The 22,785-nt window shown below is 71.3% G+C and carries 18 protein-coding genes; 9 read left to right on the top strand and 9 right to left on the bottom strand.

The window, feature by feature from the left end:
• Nucleotides 1-96: 96 nt before the first annotated feature.
• The 3 genes from Ade02nite_RS37440 to Ade02nite_RS37430 are packed head-to-tail and all read right to left on the bottom strand — an operon-like array spanning nucleotide 97 to nucleotide 3,007.
• On the bottom strand, nucleotides 97-1,299 hold the full coding sequence (locus Ade02nite_RS37440) for a cation:proton antiporter (protein ID WP_203774166.1): 1,203 nt from the start codon (nucleotides 1,297-1,299) through the stop codon (nucleotides 97-99).
• A gap of 8 nt (nucleotides 1,300-1,307) precedes the next feature.
• Complete coding sequence (locus Ade02nite_RS37435; RefSeq protein WP_203774164.1) at nucleotides 1,308-1,805, bottom strand: cation:proton antiporter regulatory subunit; 498 nt, start codon at nucleotides 1,803-1,805, stop codon at nucleotides 1,308-1,310.
• Between the two features lie 2 nt (nucleotides 1,806-1,807).
• Nucleotides 1,808-3,007 (bottom strand): sugar efflux transporter, encoded by a 1,200-nt coding sequence (locus Ade02nite_RS37430; protein WP_239169333.1) that lies wholly within the window; start codon nucleotides 3,005-3,007, stop codon nucleotides 1,808-1,810.
• Between the two features lie 119 nt (nucleotides 3,008-3,126).
• Here Ade02nite_RS37430 and clpB point away from each other — a divergent pair, with 119 nt between their 5' ends.
• From clpB to Ade02nite_RS37400, 5 genes are all read left to right on the top strand, one after another.
• The gene (clpB, locus tag Ade02nite_RS37425; protein ID WP_203774162.1) at nucleotides 3,127-5,721 is read left to right on the top strand and encodes an ATP-dependent chaperone ClpB; all 2,595 of its coding nucleotides are present in this window, start codon (nucleotides 3,127-3,129) and stop codon (nucleotides 5,719-5,721) included.
• Between the two features lie 560 nt (nucleotides 5,722-6,281).
• Nucleotides 6,282-7,541: a hypothetical protein gene (locus Ade02nite_RS37415; RefSeq protein WP_203774153.1), complete on the top strand. Its 1,260-nt coding sequence runs from the start codon at nucleotides 6,282-6,284 to the stop codon at nucleotides 7,539-7,541.
• Nucleotides 7,542-7,622: 81 nt separating this feature from the next.
• A complete protein-coding gene (locus Ade02nite_RS37410) occupies nucleotides 7,623-9,191 on the top strand; it encodes a hypothetical protein (RefSeq protein WP_203774151.1) in 1,569 nt (522 codons plus the stop codon).
• An 856-nt stretch (nucleotides 9,192-10,047) separates the two neighbouring features.
• On the top strand, nucleotides 10,048-10,425 hold the full coding sequence (locus tag Ade02nite_RS37405; RefSeq protein ID WP_014440216.1) for an ArsR/SmtB family transcription factor: 378 nt from the start codon (nucleotides 10,048-10,050) through the stop codon (nucleotides 10,423-10,425).
• A 105-nt stretch (nucleotides 10,426-10,530) separates the two neighbouring features.
• The gene (locus Ade02nite_RS37400; protein WP_203774149.1) at nucleotides 10,531-11,205 is read left to right on the top strand and encodes a class II aldolase/adducin family protein; all 675 of its coding nucleotides are present in this window, start codon (nucleotides 10,531-10,533) and stop codon (nucleotides 11,203-11,205) included.
• A 604-nt stretch (nucleotides 11,206-11,809) separates the two neighbouring features.
• Here the strand turns inward: Ade02nite_RS37400 and Ade02nite_RS37395 are convergent.
• The 4 genes from Ade02nite_RS37395 to Ade02nite_RS37380 all read right to left on the bottom strand — a co-directional run bounded on the left by Ade02nite_RS37395 (nucleotide 11,810) and on the right by Ade02nite_RS37380 (nucleotide 16,916).
• Nucleotides 11,810-12,625, bottom strand: a complete 816-nt coding sequence (locus Ade02nite_RS37395; protein WP_239169332.1) for a DedA family protein — start codon at nucleotides 12,623-12,625, stop codon at nucleotides 11,810-11,812.
• A gap of 165 nt (nucleotides 12,626-12,790) precedes the next feature.
• The gene (locus Ade02nite_RS37390; RefSeq protein WP_203774141.1) at nucleotides 12,791-15,286 is read right to left on the bottom strand and encodes a polynucleotide kinase-phosphatase; all 2,496 of its coding nucleotides are present in this window, start codon (nucleotides 15,284-15,286) and stop codon (nucleotides 12,791-12,793) included.
• Nucleotides 15,283-16,647, bottom strand: coding sequence for a 3' terminal RNA ribose 2'-O-methyltransferase Hen1 (locus Ade02nite_RS37385; RefSeq protein WP_203774133.1), 1,365 nt, complete (start codon nucleotides 16,645-16,647; stop codon nucleotides 15,283-15,285). The genes Ade02nite_RS37390 and Ade02nite_RS37385 overlap by 4 nt, the downstream gene beginning before the upstream one ends.
• Nucleotides 16,648-16,736: 89 nt before the next feature.
• Complete coding sequence (locus Ade02nite_RS37380) at nucleotides 16,737-16,916, bottom strand: hypothetical protein (protein ID WP_203774131.1); 180 nt, start codon at nucleotides 16,914-16,916, stop codon at nucleotides 16,737-16,739.
• Between the two features lie 194 nt (nucleotides 16,917-17,110).
• Between Ade02nite_RS37380 and fbaA the strand changes: the two genes are divergently transcribed.
• Nucleotides 17,111-18,136 carry a class II fructose-bisphosphate aldolase gene (fbaA, locus tag Ade02nite_RS37375; protein WP_203774129.1) on the top strand — a complete coding sequence of 342 codons (1,026 nt, stop codon included), beginning with the start codon at nucleotides 17,111-17,113 and terminating at the stop codon, nucleotides 18,134-18,136.
• 146 nt (nucleotides 18,137-18,282) lie between these two features.
• A complete protein-coding gene (locus Ade02nite_RS37370; RefSeq protein WP_203774127.1) occupies nucleotides 18,283-18,804 on the top strand; it encodes a hypothetical protein in 522 nt (173 codons plus the stop codon).
• 66 nt (nucleotides 18,805-18,870) lie between these two features.
• On the opposite strand, the gene Ade02nite_RS37365 is transcribed toward Ade02nite_RS37370, so the two are convergent.
• A complete protein-coding gene (locus tag Ade02nite_RS37365; protein ID WP_203774125.1) occupies nucleotides 18,871-20,079 on the bottom strand; it encodes an LOG family protein in 1,209 nt (402 codons plus the stop codon).
• A gap of 18 nt (nucleotides 20,080-20,097) precedes the next feature.
• Here Ade02nite_RS37365 and Ade02nite_RS37360 point away from each other — a divergent pair, with 18 nt between their 5' ends.
• Together Ade02nite_RS37360 and Ade02nite_RS37355 are read left to right on the top strand one after the other, a co-directional pair.
• The gene (locus tag Ade02nite_RS37360; RefSeq protein ID WP_239169331.1) at nucleotides 20,098-21,093 is read left to right on the top strand and encodes an ADP-ribosylglycohydrolase family protein; all 996 of its coding nucleotides are present in this window, start codon (nucleotides 20,098-20,100) and stop codon (nucleotides 21,091-21,093) included.
• Nucleotides 21,094-21,130: 37 nt separating this feature from the next.
• Entirely contained in the window at nucleotides 21,131-21,553 is a 423-nt protein-coding gene (locus tag Ade02nite_RS37355; protein ID WP_203774121.1) for a DUF3151 domain-containing protein, read from the top strand.
• A gap of 128 nt (nucleotides 21,554-21,681) precedes the next feature.
• Here the strand turns inward: Ade02nite_RS37355 and Ade02nite_RS37350 are convergent.
• Nucleotides 21,682-22,785 (bottom strand): MinD/ParA family ATP-binding protein (locus Ade02nite_RS37350; protein ID WP_369076680.1); only part of this gene is annotated, 1,104 nt, incomplete at its 5' end.

The raw sequence follows: 22,785 nt of genomic DNA, 5'->3' as shown, positions 1-22,785 counted from the left end.
GCCTGCCAGAAAGTCCCGATAACACGTGGTTGTCGGAGCGGAACGGTAGCGCGCCGACGATGTCCTACGGAAGTGTCACGGCGTCACAATCGGATACTAGTCAGTAGCTTTGAGCACCGGTGCCTGCTGAGCCTGCGTGCGGCGCCGGACAAAAGCCTTGAACCACTGATAGTCGGGCAGGCGCGCGAGCAGCGGCCCGGTAACGACCGTGATCAATACGTACGCCGTCGCCAGCGGCGCGAGTCGCGGCTCCACGCCCGAGGCCACCGCCAGCCCCGCGATGACGATCGAGAACTCGCCGCGCGGCATCAGGGCGAGCCCGGCACGCAGCCGGCCGGGGAGCGCGATGCCGGCGCGCTTGGCGGCCAGGTAGCCGGTGACGACCTTGGTCGTCATGGTGAGCGCGGCCAGGCCCAGGGCGGGCAACAGCACCGGCGGGATGTCGGCCGGGTCGGTGGAGAGCCCGAAGAAGACGAAGAAGACCGCCGCGAACAGGTCACGCAACGGCGACAGCATCTGGGTCGCGTGGTGCGCCACCGGGCCGGAGATCGCGATGCCGACCAGGAACGCGCCGACCGCCGACGAGACCTTGAGCTCCTCGGCGACACCGGCCACGAACAGGGTCAGGCCGAGCACACCGAGCAGCAGGGCCTCGGTGTCCTGTGCGGAGATCAGGGCGCTGATCTGCCGCCCGTACCGGATGGCGACGACCAGGACCGCGATCACCGTGACCACCGCGATGCCGAGCGCCTTGGCGCCGCCGAGCAGGCCGGCGCCGGCCAGGACCGCGGTGACCAGCGGCAGGTAGAAGGCCATCGCCAGGTCCTCGATGACCAGCACCGAGAGGATCACCGGGGTCTCGCGGTTGCCCAGGCGGCCCAGGTCGCCGAGCACCTTGGCGATCACGCCGGACGACGAGACCCAGGTGATGCCGGCGAGCACCAGGGCGGCCCGCCAGTCCCAGCCCATCAGCAGCGCGAAGCCGGCGCCGGGCAGCGCGTTGAGCAGCGCGTCGATGACGCCGGCCGGTGCGGCCGCGCGCAGGTTGCCGACCAGCTCGCCCGCCGAGTACTCCAGGCCCAGCATGACCAGCAGCAGGATGACGCCGATGGCCGCGCCGACCTCGATGAACTCCTCGCTCGCCGAGAGCGGGACGATGCCGCCCTGCCCGAAGGCGAGACCCGCCAGCAGGTAGAGCGGGATCGGCGAGAGGCCGATGCGGCGGCCCAGCCGGCCGAGCATCCCGAGGGCGAAGAGGAGCGCTCCTACCTCGATGAGGAGGATGGTGGTGTGGTGCACGCGCCGGCCTAGCCGTCGTCGTCGCCGGCCAGGATGGCGCTGACGCCGTCCAGGCCATCACGGGTGCCGACGGCCACGACCACGTCGTTCGGCTCGAAGACGAACGACGGACCGGGCGAGACGATCACCTCGCGGTCGCGCATCACCGCCACGATGGACGCGCCGGTGCGGGTGCGCGCGCGGGTGTCGCCCAGCCTGCGGCCGACGAAGGGCGAGCCGGCGCCCAGCCCGATCTGCTCGGTGAGCAGCCCGGAGGCCTGCTGCCGCAGGCCGGCGAGCTGGCCGAGCATCAGCGACGCGCCGAGCACGTCGGCGAGCGCCTCGGCCTCGTCGTCGGTGAGCGGGATCGACGCGAGGCACGCGTCCGGGTCGTCCACGTCGTACAGGACCAGGTCGCGGCGGCCGTTGCGATGCGAGACCACGCCGACCGTCCGTCCCGAGGACGTGACGAGGTCGTGGCGGACGCCTATACCCGGCAGAGGAGTCTGTTCCACCCGTACGCGCACGATCACAACGGTAACAGCGCGGCGGGCTCCGGCTCGGGCGCCGCGACGCGGGCGCGGCGGGCGCTGACCAGCAGGACGAGGCCGACGGCGCAGAGCGCGAGGCTGAGCACGTACGCGAGCCGGTAGCCGTACGTCTGCGCCAGGCCGAACGCCGGGGCGGCGAGGATCTGACCGGTCGTGAAGGTGTTGGTGATCATCGTGGTGGCGCGCCCGGGGTGACCGGGCATCAGGTCCTGCATGTACGAGATGCCGAGCCCGCTGACGGCTGCGATGGCGGCGGCGTTGAGCGGCTGTGCCGCCGCGAGCACCCGGATCGAGCCGGCGCTCGCGGCGACCGCGTGGTAGCCGACCGCGCAGCAGACGCCGATGAGGATCAGCGTGCGCGACGACATCCGCATGGTGAGCGCGCCGAAGCCGAGCATCAGCGGGATCTCCAGGGCCGCGCAGAGCCCGAGGATCAGGCCGGCGGCGCGGACCGTGCCGCCCAGCTCGGTGCTGACGTAGAGCGGGGTCGCCTGCACGGCGAGCGTGCCGGCGGTCTGCACGACGGTGAAGCCCGCGACGATCAGGAAGAGCATCGCGCGCGGCGGCACCGGCGCGATGGTGTCGGGCAGGTCGGTGGGACGGTCGCCGGAGGCTCCGCCGACCTCGGGGAGCCAGCGGATCACGATGAGCGCGGTGATCGCGTACATGATCGCGGCGAACCCGTACGTCCAGCCGAAGCCGTGCGCCGCGAGCACGAGCGCCGCCAGCGGCGGGCCGCCGACCCAGGCCACCGAGAACAGCGTGCGCAGCGTGCTGATGCCGAGCGCGGCCCTCTTCGGGTCGCCGCTCTGGAGCACCTGGCGTGCGTACGCGAAGGACTGGGGGAACAGCGTGCCGGCCAGGGCCGTGAGGGTGACCGTGAGCGCGAGCAGCACCCAGTAGTCACGCACCACCGCGGTCAGCGCGGTGCCGGCGAGACCGGCGAGCGCGGCGGCGATGAGCAGCTTGCGGCGGATCGGGCGACGGTCGGAGACGCGGCCGATCAGCCAGGAGACGACGACGCCGGCGACCGGGGCGGCGATCAGGAAGGCCGTGGTGCGGATCGGGCCGGCGTGCACGGCGTCGCTGAGGAAGAGCGCCAGGTACGGCCCGACGAAGGAGGCCGAGATGCCGACCGCTACGAAGGTGAGAGCAAGCGGAAACAGGCGTCGCGACACGTTGTTTAACGCTACAACGCGAGGTCGGGGGTTAATCAGGGCTCGTGGTGACGATCACTTGCGGGGCGCGATAGAGTTGAGCCGGTTACGCTCAAGTTTCTTGTTCTTCAGGGGAGCGGATGAACGCCGAACGCCTCACCACCAAGAGCCGCGATGTCATCACGGGGGCGGTCGCCGACGCCGGACGGCGCGGGCACGCCACCGTCGAGCCGTGGCACATGCTGCTTTCTCTGCTGGACACCGGCGGCTCGACGGCCCCGGCCCTGCTCCGCGCGGTCGGCGCCAACCCCGCTGACGTCCGCCGGGTGGCCGCGCGCGCGATCGAGCAGCTCCCGTCCGCCCGCGGCGCCAGCACCGCCGAGCCGAGCCTGTCCCGCGAGTTCGTCAACGCGATCGGCGAGGCCGAGCTCATCGCCCAGCCCCTCGGCGACGAATACGTGTCGACCGAGCACCTGCTCGCCGGCCTGGCCCGCGTCGGCGGCGCCGTCGGCCGCGCGCTCAAGGACGTCGGCGCGACCGAGGAGGCGCTGGTCGCGGCGTTCCCCCAGGTGCGCGGCGGCGACCGGCGCGTGACGAACAACGACCCCGAGTCCACGTACAAGGCACTGGAGAAATACAGCGTCGACCTGACCGCCCAGGCGCGCGAGGGTCGGATCGACCCGGTGATCGGCCGGGACGCCGAGATCCGCCGCGTCGTGCAGGTGCTCTCCCGGCGTACCAAGAACAACCCCGTGCTGATCGGTGAGCCCGGCGTCGGCAAGACGGCCATCGTCGAGGGCCTCGCCCAGCGCATCGTGGCCGGCGACGTGCCCGAGACGCTGCGCGACAAAAAGCTGGTCTCGCTCGACCTCGGCGCGATGGTCGCCGGCGCGCAATACCGCGGCCAGTTCGAGGAGCGGCTCAAGAGCGTCCTCGAAGAGATCCGCAACTCCAACGGCCAGGTCGTCACGTTCCTCGACGAGCTGCACACCGTCGTCGGCGCGGGCAAGGGCGAGGGCTCGATGGACGCCGGCAACATGCTCAAGCCGATGCTGGCCCGCGGCGAGCTGCGCATGGTCGGCGCCACCACCCTCGACGAGTACCGCGAGCACATCGAGAAGGACCCGGCCCTCGAGCGGCGCTTCCAGCCGGTCGTGGTCGGCGAGCCCACGGTCGAGGACACCATCGGCATCCTGCGCGGGCTCAAGGGCCGCTACGAGGCACACCACCGGGTGCAGATCACCGACGCGGCCCTGGTCGCCGCGGCCTCGCTGTCGGACCGCTACATCAGCGACCGGTTCCTGCCCGACAAGGCGATCGACCTGATCGACGAGGCCGCCTCCCGGCTCCGCATGGAGATCGACTCCCGGCCCGTCGAGCTCGACCAGCTCCAGCGCCAGGTCGACCGCATGCGCGTCGAGAAGCTGGCCCTCGAGAAGGAGACCGACCCCGCCTCCCGCGACCGGCTCAGCCGGCTGGAGCGCGACCTGGCCGACCGCGAGGAGGAGCTGACCGCCCTCAACGCCCGCTGGGAGCGCGAGCGCGGCGGCCTCAACCGGGTCGGCGAGCTCAAGAAGCAGCTCGACGAGATCAAGGCCGAGCTCGAGCGCGCCCAGCGCGACGCCGACTGGGAGCGGGCCTCCCGCCTGCAATACCAGGAGATCCCCGCCCTCGAGCAGGAGCTCGCGAAGGCGTCGGCCGCCGACCAGGAGGAGGCCAAGGCCGAGCCGCCGATGGTCAAGGAGGAGGTCGGCGCCGACGACATCGCCGAGGTGATCTCCTCGTGGACCGGCATCCCGGCCGGCCGGATGATGGAGGGCGAGACCGCCAAGCTGCTGCGCATGGAGGAGTCGCTGCGCGCCAAGGTGGTCGGCCAGCACGAGGCCGTCGCCGCGGTCGCCGGCGCGGTTCGCCGGGCCCGGGCCGGCATCGCCGACCCCGACCGCCCGACCGGCAGCTTCCTCTTCCTCGGCCCGACCGGTGTCGGCAAGACCGAGCTGGCCAAGGCGCTCGCCGGTTTCCTCTTCGACGACGAGCGCGCGATGGTCCGCATCGACATGAGCGAGTACGGCGAGAAGCACTCGGTCGCCCGGCTCGTCGGCGCCCCGCCCGGATACGTCGGCTACGAGGAGGGCGGCCAGCTCACCGAGGCGGTCCGCCGGCGCCCCTACAGCGTGGTGCTGCTCGACGAGGTGGAAAAGGCGCACCCCGACGTCTTCGACGTGCTGCTCCAGGTGCTCGACGACGGCCGGCTCACCGACGGCCAGGGCCGCACGGTCGACTTCCGCAACGCGATCCTGGTGCTCACCTCCAACCTCGGCTCGCAGGTGGCCGACTTCACCATGGGCGACGAGGAGCGGCGCGACGAGGTGCTCGCGGTGGTGCGGGCCCACTTCAAGCCGGAGTTCCTCAACCGGCTCGACGACATCGTGGTGTTCCACGCGCTCACCAAGGAAGACCTGGCGGCGATCGTCGACATCCAGCTGAGCCGGCTGCGCACCCGCCTCGCCGACCGGCGGCTCTCGCTGGAGGTGACGTCGTCCGCGGTCGACTGGCTGGGCGAGCACGGCTACGACCCGATCTACGGCGCCCGGCCGCTGCGGCGGCTCGTGCAGTCGGCGATCGGCGACTCGCTGGCCAAGGCGCTGCTCGCGGGGGAGATCCGCGACGGTGACCAGGTGGTGGTCGACCTCGCTCCCTCGGCGGACGGGCTGACCGTCACCCGCGGGATGTGAAAAAGAGCCCCGGGCGCAAGCCCGGGGCTCTTCTCATCAGTCGGTGGCCGTCCTCTGCCGGTAGGCCTGGGTCATCAGGACGTCCGTGACCAGTTGCTCTCCGCCCTCGGCGGGCCAGATGCGGATGCCGTCGCGGTGGAGCTGATATCGCACGTCTTTGAATCGGGTCCGAGTGTCGTCATGGTGAACGACGTCGAGGGTGTCGGCATGGGGCATGGGACTCACCGGTCCTTAACAGGTCTGGGGCAGCCGCGGTGTGGTCACGCGGCCGGCGTAACGGGACAGGTGCCCTAGGACGGTCTGCCTCGGCCCTCAGCGCTCTGGGTTGGGGCGGGCGACTCGTGCGGGCAGGGGGCGCCGCGGGAGGTCTCTGCTGCCACGTCGGCGCCACGGATGGAAGTGTAGGGGTCAGAATCGACCCGTGTCGCCCCCTGAACGAGCGACCTATTTCTGGATATTTCGTCCATCGTCGCCCGATGCTGCCACAGGTTGAGGGCGCGCGTTCCGCTGTCGCGCATATGGCGACCGCCCGATACCGTAAGTGGATCAAGATAGGGGGAATGGTGACCGTTCCGAGCTATTCGGCGCCCGGCTACCCGGCGCCGGCACCGAGGTCGCGCCCGGCCATCGTGACGGTCGCGTCCTACCTGCTCTACGCCGTCGCGGCGATCGAGGTGGTCAACGCGATCATCACGTTCGCGACGATGAGCCGCCTCACCGACGCGGTGCGCGAGGCCTACGCCGGCACCGAGGCGGAAGGCGCCGAGGGCATCGTCAGCGGCGCGTTCGTCTTCGGTGGCGTCCTCAACCTGCTGATCGGGCTCGGCTTCGCCGTGCTGGCGTACTTCAACGGCCGCGGCAAGAACCCGTCCCGCATCGTGACCTGGGTGATCGGCGGCATCGCGATCTGCTGCTTCGGCGTGAGCCTGAGCGGCAACGCCCTGGTCGGCGCGATGGAGTCGGCCGGTACGACGGACTCCAGCACGTGGCAGGACGACGACATCGAGCAGCGGCTCAACGACGCGCTCCCGTCCTGGTACACGCCGAGCACCACGGCCCTCGCGGCGATCGCGCTGCTGGCCATCCTCGCCGCGGTGATCCTGCTGGCGCTGCCGGCCGCGAACGACTTCTTCCGCAAGCAGCCGGCGGGCGGCTGGGACCCGGCGACCGGCTATCCGCCGTACCAGGGCTACGGGCAGCCGGGCGGCCAGTACCCGGCCTATGGCCAGCAGAACCCCTATCCGCCCTATCCGGGGCCGCAGGGACAGCCGGGGCAGCCGGCGCCGGGGCTTCCGCCCTATCCGGGGCAGGGGACGCCGGCTTCGGGCCTTCCTCCTTATCCGGGGCAGGGGCCGCAGGGACAACCGGGGCAGCCGGGGCCGGGGCCGGGGCCGCAGGGGGAGCCGGGGCAGCCCGCGCCGGGGCTTCCGCCCTATCCGGGGCAGGAGACGCAAGCCACGCCGCCGCCGGCGTCGGATCCGTATGCGCAGCCGCCCGGCAGCACGCCGTCGTGGGGCGCTCCGCCGCCGTCGTGGGGGGAGAGCCAGCCGCCCTCCGCCCCGCCTGCCTCTTCTTCGCCTTCTTCCCCGCCGTCGCCCTCGTCGCCCTCGCTTTCGTCGTCGTCGCCGCCGTCGTCGTCGCCCTCGACATCGTCGTCGCCGCCGTCGTCGTCGCCCTCGACATCGTCGCCGCCGCCGTCGTCGTCGCCGTCGTCGTCGCCGTCGTCGTCGTCCTCGCCCTCGCCCTCGCCTTCGTCGCCGTCGGAGGAGGAGAGGAAGCGGCCGCCGTCGGACGGGACGCAGCCGCCGAACCCCGCTTGATGCCGCGCTGGACGGGTTTCGCACCGTTGGGCGCTTCGCCCGGGTAGGTTCGGGCCAACGGATCACCCCGGGGAGTCGTCGATGTCGTACCCAGTCCAGCCGTCACCCATCGCCGTGGCGCAGCCGCCCTCGCCGGCGGGCCGGCCACCGACGGTGACGGTGGCCGCCGTCCTGCTCTGGGTGATGGCCCTGGTCGGCCTGATCTACGCGATCGCCACGCTGGCCGTCGTCCCGGGAACGCTCGACCGCTTCCGCGCGGTCACGGAGGGTCCGCTCCAGCAGTTCCCGGGCGACACCGACCCGGAGTACTACGTGGCCGTCGTCTGGCTCGGTGCGGCGGTCGCCCTCGCCCTGGCGGTGATCGTCTTCGCCCTGTACGTGGTGCTGGGCCTGGCCCTGCGCCGCGGCAGCAACGTGGCCCGGATAGCGACGCTGGTGGCCTGCGTCCTGGGCATCCTCGGCGGCGCGGCGAGCGCCCTCACGGTCGCGGTGCAGCGCGGCGGCGACACGGCGCCGTGGTCGCTGGGCGCGAAGCTGAGCGACGCGTACCCGGGCGGCTGGATCGGCACGAACGCCGGGCTGGCGGTGGCGCAGATCCTGGGGTACGCGGTGGTCGGTGTGCTGGTGCTGACGGCCCCGAAGGCGTTCTTCCGCAAGCCCGTGGCTCCGGCCGCGCCGGGGGTCGGCGTGCCGCCCGGCGGTTATCCGCCGGCCTACGGGGCGCCCTACCCGGGCTACCCGGCCGTGGGCCACGGCCCGTACGCGCCGGCCCAGGACCAGCAGAATCCGTACGGCCCCGCCGCGGCCCACCCCTACGCCGCGGCGCCGCCGTTCGGCACTCAGTACAACCCCGGCTTCGCGCCCCAGCCGCCAGCTCCCGCCGACGCCGGCGGCCCGGACTCGCCTTACGCCCGCCCGGCCGCCGCCCCGATCACCGCTCCCGCGGAGAGCGCGCCCGCCGCCACGCAGCCGGCTGCTCCTTTCCCGCCGACCTCCCAGCCGGCCGCTGCCCCGGCATCCGCGGCCACACCGTGGGCGCCCGCTTCCGAGCCCTCCCATGCGGCTTCCACATCCGGGTCGCCTTCGCCTGCGACGCCCGATTCCGCGCCGCCTCCGCCTGCGCCCGCCGCCACACAGCCGGCGCCCCCTTTCCCGCCGACCTCCCAGCCGGCCGCTGCCCCGGCATCCGCGGCCACACCGTGGGCACCTGCTTCCGATCCCTCCCTTGCTGCGTCCGCTTCCGGGTCGCCTCCCTCTGCGACGCCCACCTCTGCGACGCCCACCTCTGCGACGCCCGCCGCGCCGTCCACCTCTGCGCCGTCGACCTCCGGGACGGCGCCGGCTGCTGCGGCCGTTTCCGGGGCGTCTTCGGGGGGTGGCGCCGGCTCGGGAGCCTCATCGGCGGCGTCGCATGACGTCTCGTCGGGCGAGCGCGGGGTCCCGGCGAGCGCTCCCACTGGGGGCGCCGAGGCCGGAGTGGGTGCTTCCCCCGTACAAAATGGGGCTTTGCCTCAGGCGCAGGCCGCGAGCGATCCGGCGTCGGCGGGCGGGGCACCGGTCCCTTCGGGTGAGGGGGACGAGCCGAAGGCGGGGCAGCGCGACAGAGCCCCGGCGTCGGATGATGAGTACTGGTCGCGTCCTTCCGACTAGTTACCCGTGAGTTACCCCCTCATTTTGAGGATCTCCCCCTCATATTGATGGGTATGGGTCACCCGAACGGGTAGCTTTCTCATCCGGCGATGTCCCTCATTCGGCTGTCCGGATAGCGCTGAGCCAGCCGGTCGGAGGGTGTTTTTCGCTACATGGGTAAACGTCGGATCCCGCGATTCACAGGAGCTTCCCAGCGCCACGACCGGGTGATCTGCCGGCCAGGGCCGGTGTGACCCAGGACATAGGTGCTTTGAGCTGCATCGATGTTCCCGGGATCGGGCGAAAGGGACTTCCTCTACTGTAAGGCTTGTTTATAGAGGGGCCCAATGCTGTGCGTCAATAGTGCCCTTCAGCACCGCCGGGGCGAAAGGTTCCAGTTTCGTTCCAGCCAGTACGCTCGATACATGCAAGCACGCCACGACCTGCGTAAATTCATCACTGAATTGCCCCTCGCAGAGCGTGGTGCCGTGCTTTCATCGGGTCGTGAACTTCCGGCATCCGGCCGCCCGGTCCGGAAGATCGCGCACGGTGTTGAGACGACGACGGCGAGGTGTGTGCGGACCTCGCTCGAATCGGATCAGTCACCGGAAAAGGATCGACGAATTGACAATGTGGGGCGTCTCACTCCCGGGGCGGGGATCGAGACCTCGACACAGATGGGCAGCGACCTGACGGCGGCTGAGGCGTTGCAGGAGGCAGAGACCGAGTTCGGAGCAGGGGTAAAGGTTGATCGGGAGTTCGGGTTACCGGCCATCCCGGATCGGCCGTCCCGGCGACCGATCTCGGCCTTACGGCCTCGAAGTTAGGCGGTTCGTTCCTGCACACATGCAGGAGAATCGATGCAGTTGGTGGAAGGATGGAGATCGTGGGAACTGCGTTGGCGGAAATGACAATGCCTCAGATCTCGCCGCTTGCCGGCGAGCCAATTGAACGTGCCGACGCCGAGCGGCTGGCCGGGGTGCTCAAGGCACTGGCCGACCCGGCGCGGCTGCGGCTGCTGAGCCTCATCCAGTCCGCGACGGACGGCGAGGCCTGCGTGTGCGACCTGACCGCTCCGCTCGGCCTGTCACAGCCGACGGTGAGCCATCACCTGCGGATCCTCACCGAGGCCGGTCTGCTCGAGCGTGAGAAGCGGGGTGTGTGGGCGTACTACCGCCTGGTGCCGACCGCCATCGCGACCATCGCCGACCTTCTGACCCCGCCGCGCAAGCGGGCTACGAAGAAGGCGCGCTGACCGCTTTCGGGACTCGCCTGGCGTCACCGGCATTTTGTGGGGCGTGACGCCAGGCCGAAGACCTCTCCTCCTCCAGTCCACCCCCAGGACCTTCAGGAGTAACGGGTGAACTACGTCCACGGCGATCTGCGCGATCAGCTCGCTTTCGTGGGTTTCGACGTGGTCCAGGCGGGCCTCGTCGCCGGCTCCGGCGGCAACCTCTCCGCGAGGATCCCCGACGAGGACGCCATCTGGGTCACCGCCAGTGGCTCCTGGCTGGGCCGGCTCAGCAGGACCACCTTCGCCGCCGTACGCATCGCCGACGGCTCCCCCGCGACGGTCGGCAACGTGCCGCCCCCGCAGGTCGAGCCGACCAGCGAGCTGGCGTTGCACTTGGCGCTGTACAGGGCTCGCCCGGACGTCAACGCCGTCATCCATCTGCACCCCCAGACCGCTCTGCTGCTCGACGCCCTGGGTGAGCACATCCGGATCGTCACCACCGATCACGCCTTCTACCTGAGGCGCGTCTCCACGGTGCCGTTCCGCCTGCCCGGCACGATCGAGCTGGCCGCCCTCACCGCGGCCATGGCCGCCGACGGCACCGACTGCCTGGTGCTGAGTCAGCACGGCTGCGTGGTCATGGGCGACTCGGTGGAGCTCGCCCACAAGCGGGCCCACAACCTCGAGGAGGCCGCGCAGCTCACCTACCGGGCGCTGGCCGCCGGCCGCCTGGAAAACCTGCGCGACTGCCCCGAGGACTTCCTCAACCGTCTTTCCGGCTCCACCGCACTGACCGTCTGACCGCGATCGGCCTGCGCGCCGTTGCGACCCGCCCACCCGGGCGCACCAAGTCAGACTCCGTCCCACCAGACTCGTCCGGCCGGCCGCCCACCGCAGCCTCCGCCCGGCAAGTCCCGTCCAGGAGCCCGCCGCCCTCCGGGCTCACCTCCAACCGTCGGCACACGCCGACCTCCTCGCACAAGCGACGCCGCCCGGCTTGCTGGGCGGCGTCGCTTTCTTGTATTCACCAGCCACCGCCACGCCGATTTGTCCCCGTCCTTCCGGCGCATCCTTCCGCCCGCCACCGCACCGATTCATGCCGGCCCTTCCGGCGCCGCGTCTGACGCACCCTCGCCGCTCGCCGCTCGCCGCTCACCGCTCACCGCTCGCAGCTCGCCGCTCACCGCTCACCGCCACGCCGTTTCATCTCGGGCGCCGCGCCCGACGCACCCTTACCGCTCTGCGTCGCCTGGCGTTTCCTCTCCTGCCGCGCCGGCCTCGCGGCCCTTCCGCCGCGCCGCTCCGCACCCTTCGCCCGTCCATCCGAGAAGCCCGCCGCCTTTCCCCTCCATCGCCCAAAAAGAAAGCCGCCCGCGGGTGCGGGCGGCTTTTGTGGACTGGTCGGTCAGGGGCGGCGGTGGGAGCGCGGGGGGTAGCGCTTGTCGTTCTCGTCCTCTTCGGTGGCGGCCTCGACCAGGCCGGCGATGCTGGCCGCGGCGACGACGCCGATGGCGGCGGACGGCTCGGGCGAGCTCGACAGGCCCTGCTTCTTGTGGCGGCGCTCGCGGAGGATCTCGATGAAGATCGGCAGCAGCGAGATGAGCACGATGAGCGCGACCACCGGCAGGATGTAGCGGTCGATGTGGTCGCCGATGGCGTCGTAGATCTGCTGGGCCAGGGCGTGGCCGACGATGATGATGCCGTCGGTCCACAGGATGGCGCCGACCACGTTCCAGAGGAAGAACTGGCGGGCCGGCATGCCGAGCGTGCCGGCGACCGGGTTGAGGAACGTCCGCACGATCGGGATGAACCGGGCGAGCACGACGGCCTTCGCGGGGCCGAACTTCTCGAAGTAGTACTCCGCCTTCTCGACGTACTCGCGCTTGAAGAGCTTGGAGTCGGGCTTGTCGAACATGCGGCGGCCGTATTTCGCGCCGAGCCAGTGACCGAGCTGGGCCCCGACGATGGCGCAGATCGGCGCGCCGATCAGCAGGCCGACGTAGGACAGCTGCGTGCCCTCACCGAAGATCGAGTCGGCCACGGGCGAGGCGGCCACGCCCGCGAGGAAGAGGAGCGAGTCGCCCGGGAAGAAGAACCCGACCAGCAGACCGGTCTCGGCGAACATGATCGCCCAGACGCCGATCAGTCCGAAGGTGTGCAGCAGGTCCTTCGGATCCATGGGATTGAAGGCGAGCTGCTCGCTGAGCGCACGGATGTCCACGAGGAGCCAGGGTACCGGCACCCGCCCAAGTGGATCCTGTCTGCTTCCTGTGGAAAGGCTTTCCGCACCGCCCGCGCATACATAGGTGCACGTTCATCTGGCCGAACGTCGGTGCCAGGCGCCCGAACGGGTCGCGGCCGCCGGGCGGGGCGACCGCGACCGTGATCACAGCCGAGGATCCACGGGCTCACTCTCCGACGCGAGGATGGCGAAGACGAGCTCGTGTACGCGCCACAGGGGCTCGCCGGCCGCCAGCCGGTCGAGCGCCGCCAGGCCGAGTCCGTGCTCGCGCAGGGCCAGGTGGCGCTTGCGGCCGAGGTTGCGGCGCCGCAGGCGGGCCAGCTGTTCGGGACGGGTGTATTCGGGGCCGTAGATGATGCGCAGGTATTCGCGGCCCCGGCACTTCACCCCGGGCTGGATCAGCCGGCCCTGCGTGTCGGCGGCGGTCAGGCCGGACCAGGGCTTGACCACCATGCCCTCGCCGCCGGCGGCGGTCAGGGCCAGCCACCACTCGGTGGCCTCCGCCTCGGACGCCGGGTCGGCTAGGTCGACGACGACGCGCCGCGTGGGGGTGAACAGGCCCGGGTCGGCCGCCACCAGCCGGTCGGCCATGGCCAGCTGCCAGCCGTGGTCGCGGCTCGCGTACGAGACGTTGTCGCCGGCCAGCACCGCGAACGGCGCCAGGGTGACACCGGTGAGGCCGTCCGTCGGCTTCACGTACGACCGGTAGGCGGCGGAGTAGCCGTCGATCTCCGCGGACCGCAGCTCCAGCCGGTCGCGCAGCGCCGCCACGTCGAGCCCGCGCGCCGCCGTGCGCTCGAGCACGTCGAGGGCGGCCGGCAGCGCGGCTCGGCCCGCCGCGCCGACCCCCGCGTACCGCTCGCGGATCAGGCCGCCCGCCTTGGCCGACCAGGGCAGCAGCTCGGCGTCGAGCAGCAGCCAGTCGCTGCCCAGCTCGTCGAAGAGCCCGGCAGCGGCGGCCCGGACCCGGGCGAGCAGCGGCTCGTCGAGCGACGGGCCGAAGAACGGCCGCCCGGTCCGCGTCCAGATCGCGTCGGCCCCGCCGACCCCCGAGCGCGACACGCGGATCACCGCGCGGGAGCCCATGTGCTTCTCTTCGCACACGACCTTTTCCACGCCGGCGGCGCGCATGTCGGCGAAGGCGGTCGCCGGGTGTTCGAGGTAGCCGTCGAGCTCCGACGTCGAGCAGGGCGCCATCGTCGGCGGCAGCCAGACCAGCGTCGCCGGGTCGAGCGCGAACCGGCTCATCACCTCGAGCGCGGCGGCCGCGTTCTCGGCGGCGATCGTGGTGCGCCTGTACCCGTAGTCGAGATGACGCCGTCCGGTCACGTCGGCGATGTCGAGGCCCTCGTCGGGACGCTCCGGACCAGCCAGCGGGCGCGCGGGCGCGTAGTACTCCCGCTCGGCCGGGACCGACACCAGCTCCCGCGACGGCCAGCGCAGCGCGGTCAGCGCGCCGCCGAAGACACAGCCGGTGTCGAGACAGATGGTGTTGTTGATCCACTCCGGCTTCGGGGTCGGCGTGTGGCCGTAGACCACCGCGGCCGGCCCGCGGTAGTCGCGCGCCCACGGGTAGCGGACCGGCAGGCCGTACTCGTCGGTCTCGCCGGTGGTCTCGCCGTAGAGCGCGAAGCTCCGCACCCGGCCGGAGGCCCGCCCCTGGTAGGCCTCCTTGAGGCCGGCGTGCGCGACCACCAGCTTGCCGCCGTCGAGCACGTAGTGGCTGACCAGGCCCTCGATGAAGGCCTTCGCCTCGGCGACGAACTCGGCCGGCTCCGCCTCGAGCTGCGCCAGCGTCTCGGGCAGCCCGTGGGTGAGCTGCACCTTGCGGCCGTTGAGCTTGCGGGCCAGCTTCTGCTCGTGGTTACCCGGCACGCAGAGCGCCGTGCCGGCCGCGACCATGCCCATCACCAGGCGCAGCACGCCCGGCGAGTCGGGGCCCCGGTCGACCAGGTCGCCGACGAAGACCGCGGTGCGGCCCTCGGGGTGCACGGCGTTGACCGGGCGCCGCAGCGGATCGCGCTCGATCGCGTAGCCGAGGCGCTCGAGCAGCGTCTCGAGCTCGGCGCGGCAGCCGTGCACGTCGCCGATGATGTCGAACGGGCCGGTGACCTCACGCTTGTCGTTGAACAGCTTCTCGTAGCGGATCTCGGCGGCGGCGATCTCCTCCGGCCCGCGCAGCACGTGCACCTTGCGGAAGCCCTCGCGGGTCAGCGAGCCGAGGGTGCGCCGCAGGTCTCGATGCATGCGGGTGAGGACACGGCGGTCGAAGGTGCGGTCGGGGCGCGCCTGGGTGCGTTCCCACGCCAGCGACTCGGGCACGTCGAGGACGATCGCCACCGGCAGCACGTCGTGCTCCTTGGCGACCCGGACCAGCTCGGCGCGGCCGTGCGGCTGGAGGTTGGTGGCGTCGACGACCGTGAGCCGCCCGGCGGCCAGCCGCTTGCCGGCCACGTAGTGCAGCGCGTCGAAGGCCTCGGCGGAGGCGGACTGGTCGTTTTCGTCGTCGGCCACGAGGCCGCGGAAGAAGTCGGACGACAGCACCTGGGTGGGGCGGAAGTGGGTGCGCGCGAAGGTCGACTTGCCCGAGCCGGAGATGCCGACCAGCGCGACGAGCGCGAGCTCCGGGATGTCGATCATGCGGTCACCGCCTCGAAGAGTGCGAGCTGCGTCGGGGATCCGGTGGTCTCGTCGACCTCGCCGACTGTCCTGAACGTCACGTTGTATCCGTATGTCTCGGCGGTGCGGGTGGCCCACGACGCGAACTCGGCGCGCGTCCACTCGAAGCGATGGTCGGAATGCCGCATGCCGGTCAGCCCGGCGTAGTGGACGTTGTATTCGGCGTTGGGCGTGGTGACGACGACCGCGCCCGGGTGGGCGTGGCCGAAGACGCTCGCCTCCAGCGCGGGCAGCCGTGGCGGGTCGACGTGTTCGATGACCTCCATCAGCACCGCCGCGTCGTAGCCGCGCAGCCGGTCGTCGCGGTAGGTCAGCGCGGACTGCCACAGCCGGAGGCGGCCGCGCTGCCGCTCGGGCATCCGGTCGAGCCGCAGCCGGCGAGCGGCCATCTCGAGCGCCCGGGCGGAGACGTCGGTGCCGACGATCTCGGTGTATCGGCGGTCCTTGAGCAGGGCGGTCAGCAGCGCGCCGCCGCCGCAGCCGAGATCGAGCACCCGCGTCGCGCTCACGTCGGTGAGGGCGGCGAGCACCGCGTCGCGGCGCTGCTCGGCGAGCGACTGCCGGCGGACCACCGGCAGCTCGGCGTCCTCCTCGGCCGGCGGCTCCTCGGCCTCCTCGCCCTCGAGCGACTGGAGCGCCGTGGTGGCCAGCGCCCGCTTGTGTGCCAGGTAGCGGCGGGCGATCAGCACCTTTTCCGGGTGGCCGGCGAGCCAGCCCGCACCGGAGCGGAGCAGCTTCTCGATCTCGTCGGGCGCGACCCAGTAGTGCTTCGCGTCATCGAGGACGGGCAGCAACACGTACAGATGATTGAGCGCCGCGGAGAGCGTGAGCGAACCCCGCAGGGTGAGGTCGACGTAGCGGCTGTGGCCGCCGATCTCGGGCTCGAACGGGATCGGCGTGGCCAGCACCTCCCACCCCAGCGGCGTGAACAGGCGCGTGGCCAGCTCGGCCGTGCCGCGGAGCACCGGCACGCGGATCTCGAGCGGGATGGGTGTCGCGGCCAGCTCGGGGCGGTCCTTGGAGGCGCCGCGCAGGGCGGAGCGGAAGACCTTGGCGAGGGCGCTGGCGAGCAGGCTGGACGCCGCGTACGGCCGGTCGTTGACGAACTGGCTCAGCTCGAACGCGTCCCGCTGGGCGCGCAGGCGCTGCGGATCGACGTCGAGCATCAGCGCCGCCGTGCACCGCTCGTCGCCGGCCTCGGGGTACATCACATACGCCGTGCCGGTGGGCACGTCGAAGGAATGCACCTTGCCGGGATGCTTGACCAGCAGGTAGCCGAGGTCGGTGGCCGGGCGGTGGGTGGTCGTCAGGGTGAGCAGCACGCCCGTAATGATGGGCCGCGGAAACGATCTAGGGCGACCTTTTTACGGAGCCTGTGGATAACCTGCCCGGCGCGGAACCACGCCCGATTTCAGCGGTATTCGTCCTCCAACCGGATCGACCGGCTCTGCTCCTGCGCGTCCCACTCCGGCGTCTCGTCGCCGAGCGAGGGCGTGGGATCGTCGCCGTCGTCGTCCAGGTACGCGTCGGTCGCCTGCTCGGCGGCGTCCGCGTCGGGCGCTTCGAGGTCGTCGCTGCCTGGGTAGGTCATCGCGGGCTTCCTTCCGGTGTGGTCCGGGGCCACGTTTCCCCCTCAGCATGCTCGCAAACCGGCCGCGCGTACTTCCGTACGGCCGAGTTACGGGGTCATTTCTGATCGTCCGGACGGCTACGGAATACTGCCTGTTGGAGGACAGCGCGGTCCTGCCCTCTGTCTCCCGAACGCAAAGAGCAAGGAGCGCACCGATGCCCATCGCTTCTCCCGAGGTCTACGCCGAGATGCTCGACCGCGCCAAGGCCGGCGCGTTCGCCTACCCGGCGATCAACGTGACGTCCTCCCAGACGCTCAACGCGGCCCTCCAGGGCTTCGCGGAGGCGGGCAGCGACGGCATCATCCAGATCTCCACCGGCGGCGCCGAGTACGTCTCGGGCCCGACCGTGAAGAACATGATCACTGGCGCGGTCGCGCTCGCCGAGTTCGCGACCGAGGTGGCCAAGAACTACCCGATCAACATCGCGCTGCACACCGACCACTGCCCCAAGGACAAGCTCGACAAGTACGTCCGGCCGCTGCTCGCGATCAGCAAGGAGCGCGTCGCGAACGGGCAGGCCCCGCTCTTCCAGTCGCACATGTGGGACGGCTCGGCCGTGCCGGTCGACGAGAACCTCCAGATCGCCGAGGAGCTCCTCAAGGACGCCGCGGCCGCGCACATCATCCTCGAGATCGAGGTCGGCGTGGTCGGTGGCGAGGAGGACGGCGTCTCGGCCGCGATCGACGACAAGCTGTACTCGACCGTCGAGGACGGCCTGGCCACCGCCGCCGCCCTGGGCCTGGGCGAGAAGGGCCGCTACATGACGGCCCTGACCTTCGGCAACGTGCACGGCGTCTACAAGCCGGGCAACGTCAAGCTGCGTCCCGAGATCCTCAAGGAGATCCAGGAGGCGGTCGGCGCCAAGTACGGCAAGGAGAAGCCGTTCGACCTGGTCTTCCACGGCGGCTCCGGCTCGCTGCTCTCGGAGATCCACGGCGCCCTCGACTACGGCGTGGTCAAGATGAACATCGACACCGACACGCAGTACGCGTTCACGCGTCCCGTCGTCGACCACATGATGAAGAACTACGACGGCGTCCTCAAGATCGACGGCGAGGTCGGCAACAAGAAGGCGTACGACCCGCGCGCCTGGGGCAAGCTGGCCGAGAATGGTCTGGCCAAGCGCGTCGTCGAGGCGTGCGAGCACCTGCGCTCGGTGGGCACCACTCTCTCGAAGTAATCGAAAGGACGGCGGGCGGTCCACTTACGAGGGGACCGCCCGTCCAACCACCCCGCCGCCACCCTTAAGGGGACTAACGACTCAGCCGCTTGTTGCCGTGTTACTCAGAGGTATGTATACGATCGTCGTCCCCCGGGAGGTGGATCATGATCGTGCTGGGGATCCAGGGCTACGAGCCCACGTGGCACCATGACGCCGAGGCCCTGGCGGCAGTTCATCGCACCAGGTTTGTGCGGCTCATCGGCAAGAAGTTGCGATCAAGCTGGCTGATGTGGGACATCGCCGAGCGAGGCTGGTTCGCTGATGGACCGGTGATCCTCGACTTTGGAGTGACAAGGGTCGAGATAACCCATCGTAAATTCGATGAGTGCGCGATCACCTGGGACCAGATCGACCTGAGCCTTCCCATCGACTGGTACGAGCATTTCGACTGGCGCCCCGATCCGCACGCGGCGCTGCGGGCGGCACGCGGGCAGCGCCTGCGCTCGGTCAACATCATCGAGCTGATCACGACGGCCGAGTGGCGGCCCAGGGTGCTGCACGCGGTCGAGTTCCTGTTCGAGGAGGCTCGCCTGGCCGTCTACAACGCCATGGACGAGAACGGTCTGACGGACGTGCCGGAGAAGGATCTGCCGGTGACCAACTGGCGGCGTGTGCACGTGGCGTAGTTATCCACAGGCCACCAAGATCTTTCCCCGCGCCTCCTCGCGCACTGGTTGACTGCCCGCGCCGGCTTATCCGGGCCGGTGCGACAGCGCGGTCATCGCCTCGTCCAGCGAGTCGGTGACCACGACCAGATGGGACTGATCGCCATGAGGGCTCTTCGCCAGCAGCGGACGCAGCAGCGCCTCGACCGGCAGCTCACGCCAGTGGTCGACGCCGAGGAAGACGAAGGCGCCCGACGGCCCGTCGGTCTGGTAGAAGGTCTTCGTCGCCGCCTGGAAGATCTCCTGCACCGTGCCCGCCCACCCCGGCGCAAAGACGATGCCGCCGCGCGAGAGCCGCAGGATCGAGTCCTCGCGCACGGCGTTGGAGAAATACTTGCCGATCTGGCCGGCGAAAAGGTTGGCCGGCTCATGACCGTAGAGCCAGGTCGGCAGCGCGAGGCCGCCGTGCCGCAGCCGGCCGACGACGTCGGCCACAGCCTTGGGCGGAGCGGGAAACCTCTTGCGTACGTCGAGAGCCCGCGCCGTGTAGGGATCGTGGTCGGCGAAATGCGGCGCGGCCGACAGCATCTCGATCGCCTGGCCCAGCTGGGTCGCCGGGCGCGCGGCGAAATAGGCGCCGAGGTTGGCCGCCTCCATCACGCCCGGCCCGCCGCCGGTCACGACCAGCCGGCCCACCGACGCCAGCCGCCAGGCCAGCGTCGCCGCCATGCGATAGGCGGCGGAACCGCGCGGGGCCGCGTGCCCTCCCATGATCCCCACAGCGCCCGCCACGCCGCGGCCGTGCACCCAGGCGGCGAGGGCCTTGCCCAGGGCGTTGTCGATGCCGGCGTCGTGCAACCGCTGCGCGATCGCCTCGCGGATGTCCGGGGACGCGCCGCCGTGCGCGAGGAAGTGCTCGTAGACCTGAGTGTCGTACATACCGGCGAAACCGCCGTGGGCGAAGCCGAAGGCCAGGTCCTCGGGCGTGTAGAGGGTGGCCGGGTGGGTCGGGTAGGGCCGCGCGTCGAAAGGCGGGACCAGATGGGCGCCGCGCCTGATGAGGTCGATCTCGACGTCGTCGCTCGCCAGGCGGCAGCCGATGAAGAGCGCACCGCGCACGTCCACGCCGGTGAGATCCGGCGGGTTGAGATCGAGACGCAGCCCCAGGATCACCAAGTCGGCCAGCGACTTCTTCGCGAGATGGACGTCGAGCTCGGCGCGCGACTCGATCTCGTTGACCGTGGCGTCGAAGGGGATGTCGCCGCCGAAGACGGGCTGAAGGGGATCGCCGACCATGCCCGTAGGGTAGCCAGCGTGCGAAATGCAGCGGGATCGCTCTACGGCCTGGCATACGGCGACGCGCTGGGCAAGCCCACCGAGTTCCAGGACTACGCCACCATCGTCGCTGCCCACGGTCCGGGCGGGCCGCGACAGCTGACGGGGCACCCGGCGCTGGTCACCGACGACACCCAGATGGCGCTGGCGGTGGGTGAGGCGATCCTCGCGGCGCCGGCGTTCACCGCGCGGGCGCTCGAACCGGAGCTGCGGCGGGCGTTCGCGGCGTGGGCGGCGAGCCCGGACAACAATCGGGCGCCGGGCATGACGTGCCTGCGGGCCTGCGCCGAGTTGGCGGCCGGAAAGCCATGGCAGCAGGCGACCCAGGCGGGGTCGAAGGGCTGTGGGGCGAACATGCGGGTCACGCCGGTCGGGCTGGTGCCGGGTCTGAGTGACGATCAGCGGGCGGGCGCGGCGCAGCTCCAGGCCGGGCTCACGCACGGGCACCCGACGGGGCTGGCGGCGAGTGAGCTGACCGCGTACGCGGTGCGGTGGCTCGCCGACGGCCTGGCGCCCGGGGATCTGCTCGCCGCGCTGCGGGAACGCTGTGACAGCCAGCGGAAGGTGTATCGCGAGGAGTGGCTCGGCGACCTGTGGCAGCGGTCGGGCGCCGGGTCGGCCGAGGAGTTCATCGCCGTGGGGTGGGCGGAGACGGCCGCGGCGCTCGACCGGGTCGCGACCGCCCTGGCGGCGGGCGACTTCGAGGGCGACCCGTGCCTGGCCACGGGCGAGGGGTGGATCGCCGAGGAGGCGCTGGCGACGGCGCTGTACTGCTACCTGATCTCGCCGGAGGAGCCGGTGGCGGTGCTCGGCCGGGGCGCGGCGTCGTCCGGCGACTCCGACTCCATCGCGTGTTTGGCGGGTGCCTTCGCGGGAGCGGCGCTCGGCATGGAGGCCTGGCCGGCCGGGTGGGAGCGGCAGATCGAATATGCGGACAGGCTGCGGCGACTCGCCGACGCCTGGGATCGGGGCTGAGCGGAATCAACGGGGACGGGACGGGTTGAATAAGGTCATGCAGAACCTCCTTCCCGAGCCGCCGGCCACGCTGCTGCCCGCCGATGAAGAGGCCGACAAGGCCCTCGCGGAGGCCACCCAGGCCGGCACCACCGACGCTCTCAAGACCGTCGCCGCGGCGCATCCCGCCTACAGCGGTGGCTGGGCCGCGCTGGCCGCCGACGCGCTCGCCGCGGGTGAGCCGGTGACCGCTTACGCCTACGCCCGCACCGGATACCACCGCGGGCTCGACGCGCTTCGGCGCAACGGGTGGAAGGGGCACGGGCCGGTTCCGTGGGCGCACGCGCCCAACCAGGGCTTCCTGCGGTGCCTCCACAGCCTGTCGCTCGCGGCGGCCGAGATCGGTGAGGCGGACGAGGCGGCGCGCTGCGCCCAGTTCCTCCGCGACAGCGACCCTGCCGCGGCCGACGCCCTGTCCTGACCGCCCGCCCGCCGTCGGCGCGCGCTGGGGTCACGCGGCGCGCGCCGAGTGTGGGCCGTGGCTGCAACGCGGCGCGCGCCGCGTCTGGTGCGGCGCTGCGCCGGTGGTGCTGTGTGGGCTGTGGGGTGTCAGAGGCCTTCGGCTACGGCGGCGGCGATCTTGAGCCAGGCGTCTCGGGTGTTCGATGACAGGGAGCCGTAGCGGAGGGGCTCGCCGGAGTCGATCAGCTTCTCGTAGGGGGCCAGCAGGACCGCTCGGGTGCGGGCGGCGAAGTGGCGCTGGATGGCGGGCAGGTCGATGTCCTTGCGGGTGGGGGGCATCGAGACGACGCTGACGGCCTGGCGGACCAGGCGCTGGCGGCCGCTCTGCTCCAGGTGGTCGAGCATGCGGGCGGCGGTCTCGGCGGAGTCGTTACGGGCCGACATCGTGATCACCAGCTGGTCGGTCGCGTCCATGGCGGCCTGCCAGTTCTGGGCTCGGACGTTGTTGCCGGTGTCCACAAAGATCAGTTTGTAGAAGCGGCTCACGATCTCGCGGATCTCGGCGAAGGCGTCCGCGGTGAGCATCTCGCCGGCGGTGGCGGACTCGTCCGAGGCGAGCACGTCGAACATGCCCTCGCCCTGGGCGCGGACATATTGGGACAGGTCGCCGACGCGGCCGTGGGCGCCGCGGAACAGGTGCAGGTCGCGCATCATGTCGCGGACGGTGCGGGCGTGGAAGTCCTGCTGGGCGCGCATGCCGAGGGTGCCCTGGGTCTCGTTGTTGTCCCAGGCCAGCACATATCCGCCGCGGTTCTGGCCGAACGTCATCGCCAGCAGGAGCACGGCCACCGTCTTGCCGGCGCCGCCCTTCGGGTTGACGACGGTGACCTGGCGCAGGCCGCCGAAGTTGCGGCGGACCATCTCGACGTCCTGCTTGCGCTCGACCTCGTGCCGGCCCGGGGCCAGCTTCACCAGGCCGCCGGTGATGTTGTTGACCGCGCCGCGCAGGCCCGACTTGGCCACCGGCTCGGCGGGCTTCGCCAACCGGCGGCGGGCGAACTCCTCGGCGGTGGGCGTGCCGTCGGACACCCACGGCAGATCCTGGAACGGATCGGTGGGCGGCTGACTGGGGCCGCCGGGCTGCGGCGGCTGCGGGTGCGGCTGCTGCACCTGAGGATGCGACTGCGGCATCGGCGGGTGAGGTTGTGCCGGCGGACGCGCTTGGTGAGCCTGCGGACCCGGCGGGAACGG

This window comes from Paractinoplanes deccanensis, assembly GCF_016862115.1.
Classification (GTDB): Bacteria; Actinomycetota; Actinomycetes; order Mycobacteriales; family Micromonosporaceae; genus Actinoplanes; species Actinoplanes deccanensis.
This window is presented reverse-complemented; position numbering and strand designations above follow the sequence as displayed.

What these genes read in the sequence shown, in the direction of transcription:
- Ade02nite_RS37415 (WP_203774153.1), top strand. Translation starts at nt 6,282, where the DNA reads ATGGTGACCGTTCCGAGCTATTCGGCGCCCGGCTACCCGGCGCCGGCA.
- Ade02nite_RS37410 (WP_203774151.1), top strand. Translation starts at nt 7,623, where the DNA reads ATGTCGTACCCAGTCCAGCCGTCACCCATCGCCGTGGCGCAGCCGCCC.
- Ade02nite_RS37380 (WP_203774131.1), bottom strand. Translation starts at nt 16,916, where the DNA reads ATGACCTACCCAGGCAGCGACGACCTCGAAGCGCCCGACGCGGACGCC.
- Ade02nite_RS37370 (WP_203774127.1), top strand. Translation starts at nt 18,283, where the DNA reads ATGATCGTGCTGGGGATCCAGGGCTACGAGCCCACGTGGCACCATGAC.
- fbaA (WP_203774129.1), top strand. Translation starts at nt 17,111, where the DNA reads ATGCCCATCGCTTCTCCCGAGGTCTACGCCGAGATGCTCGACCGCGCC.
- Ade02nite_RS37365 (WP_203774125.1), bottom strand. Translation starts at nt 20,079, where the DNA reads ATGGTCGGCGATCCCCTTCAGCCCGTCTTCGGCGGCGACATCCCCTTC.
- clpB (WP_203774162.1), top strand. Translation starts at nt 3,127, where the DNA reads ATGAACGCCGAACGCCTCACCACCAAGAGCCGCGATGTCATCACGGGG.
- Ade02nite_RS37390 (WP_203774141.1), bottom strand. Translation starts at nt 15,286, where the DNA reads ATGATCGACATCCCGGAGCTCGCGCTCGTCGCGCTGGTCGGCATCTCC.
- Ade02nite_RS37405 (WP_014440216.1), top strand. Translation starts at nt 10,048, where the DNA reads ATGGAGATCGTGGGAACTGCGTTGGCGGAAATGACAATGCCTCAGATC.
- Ade02nite_RS37355 (WP_203774121.1), top strand. Translation starts at nt 21,131, where the DNA reads ATGCAGAACCTCCTTCCCGAGCCGCCGGCCACGCTGCTGCCCGCCGAT.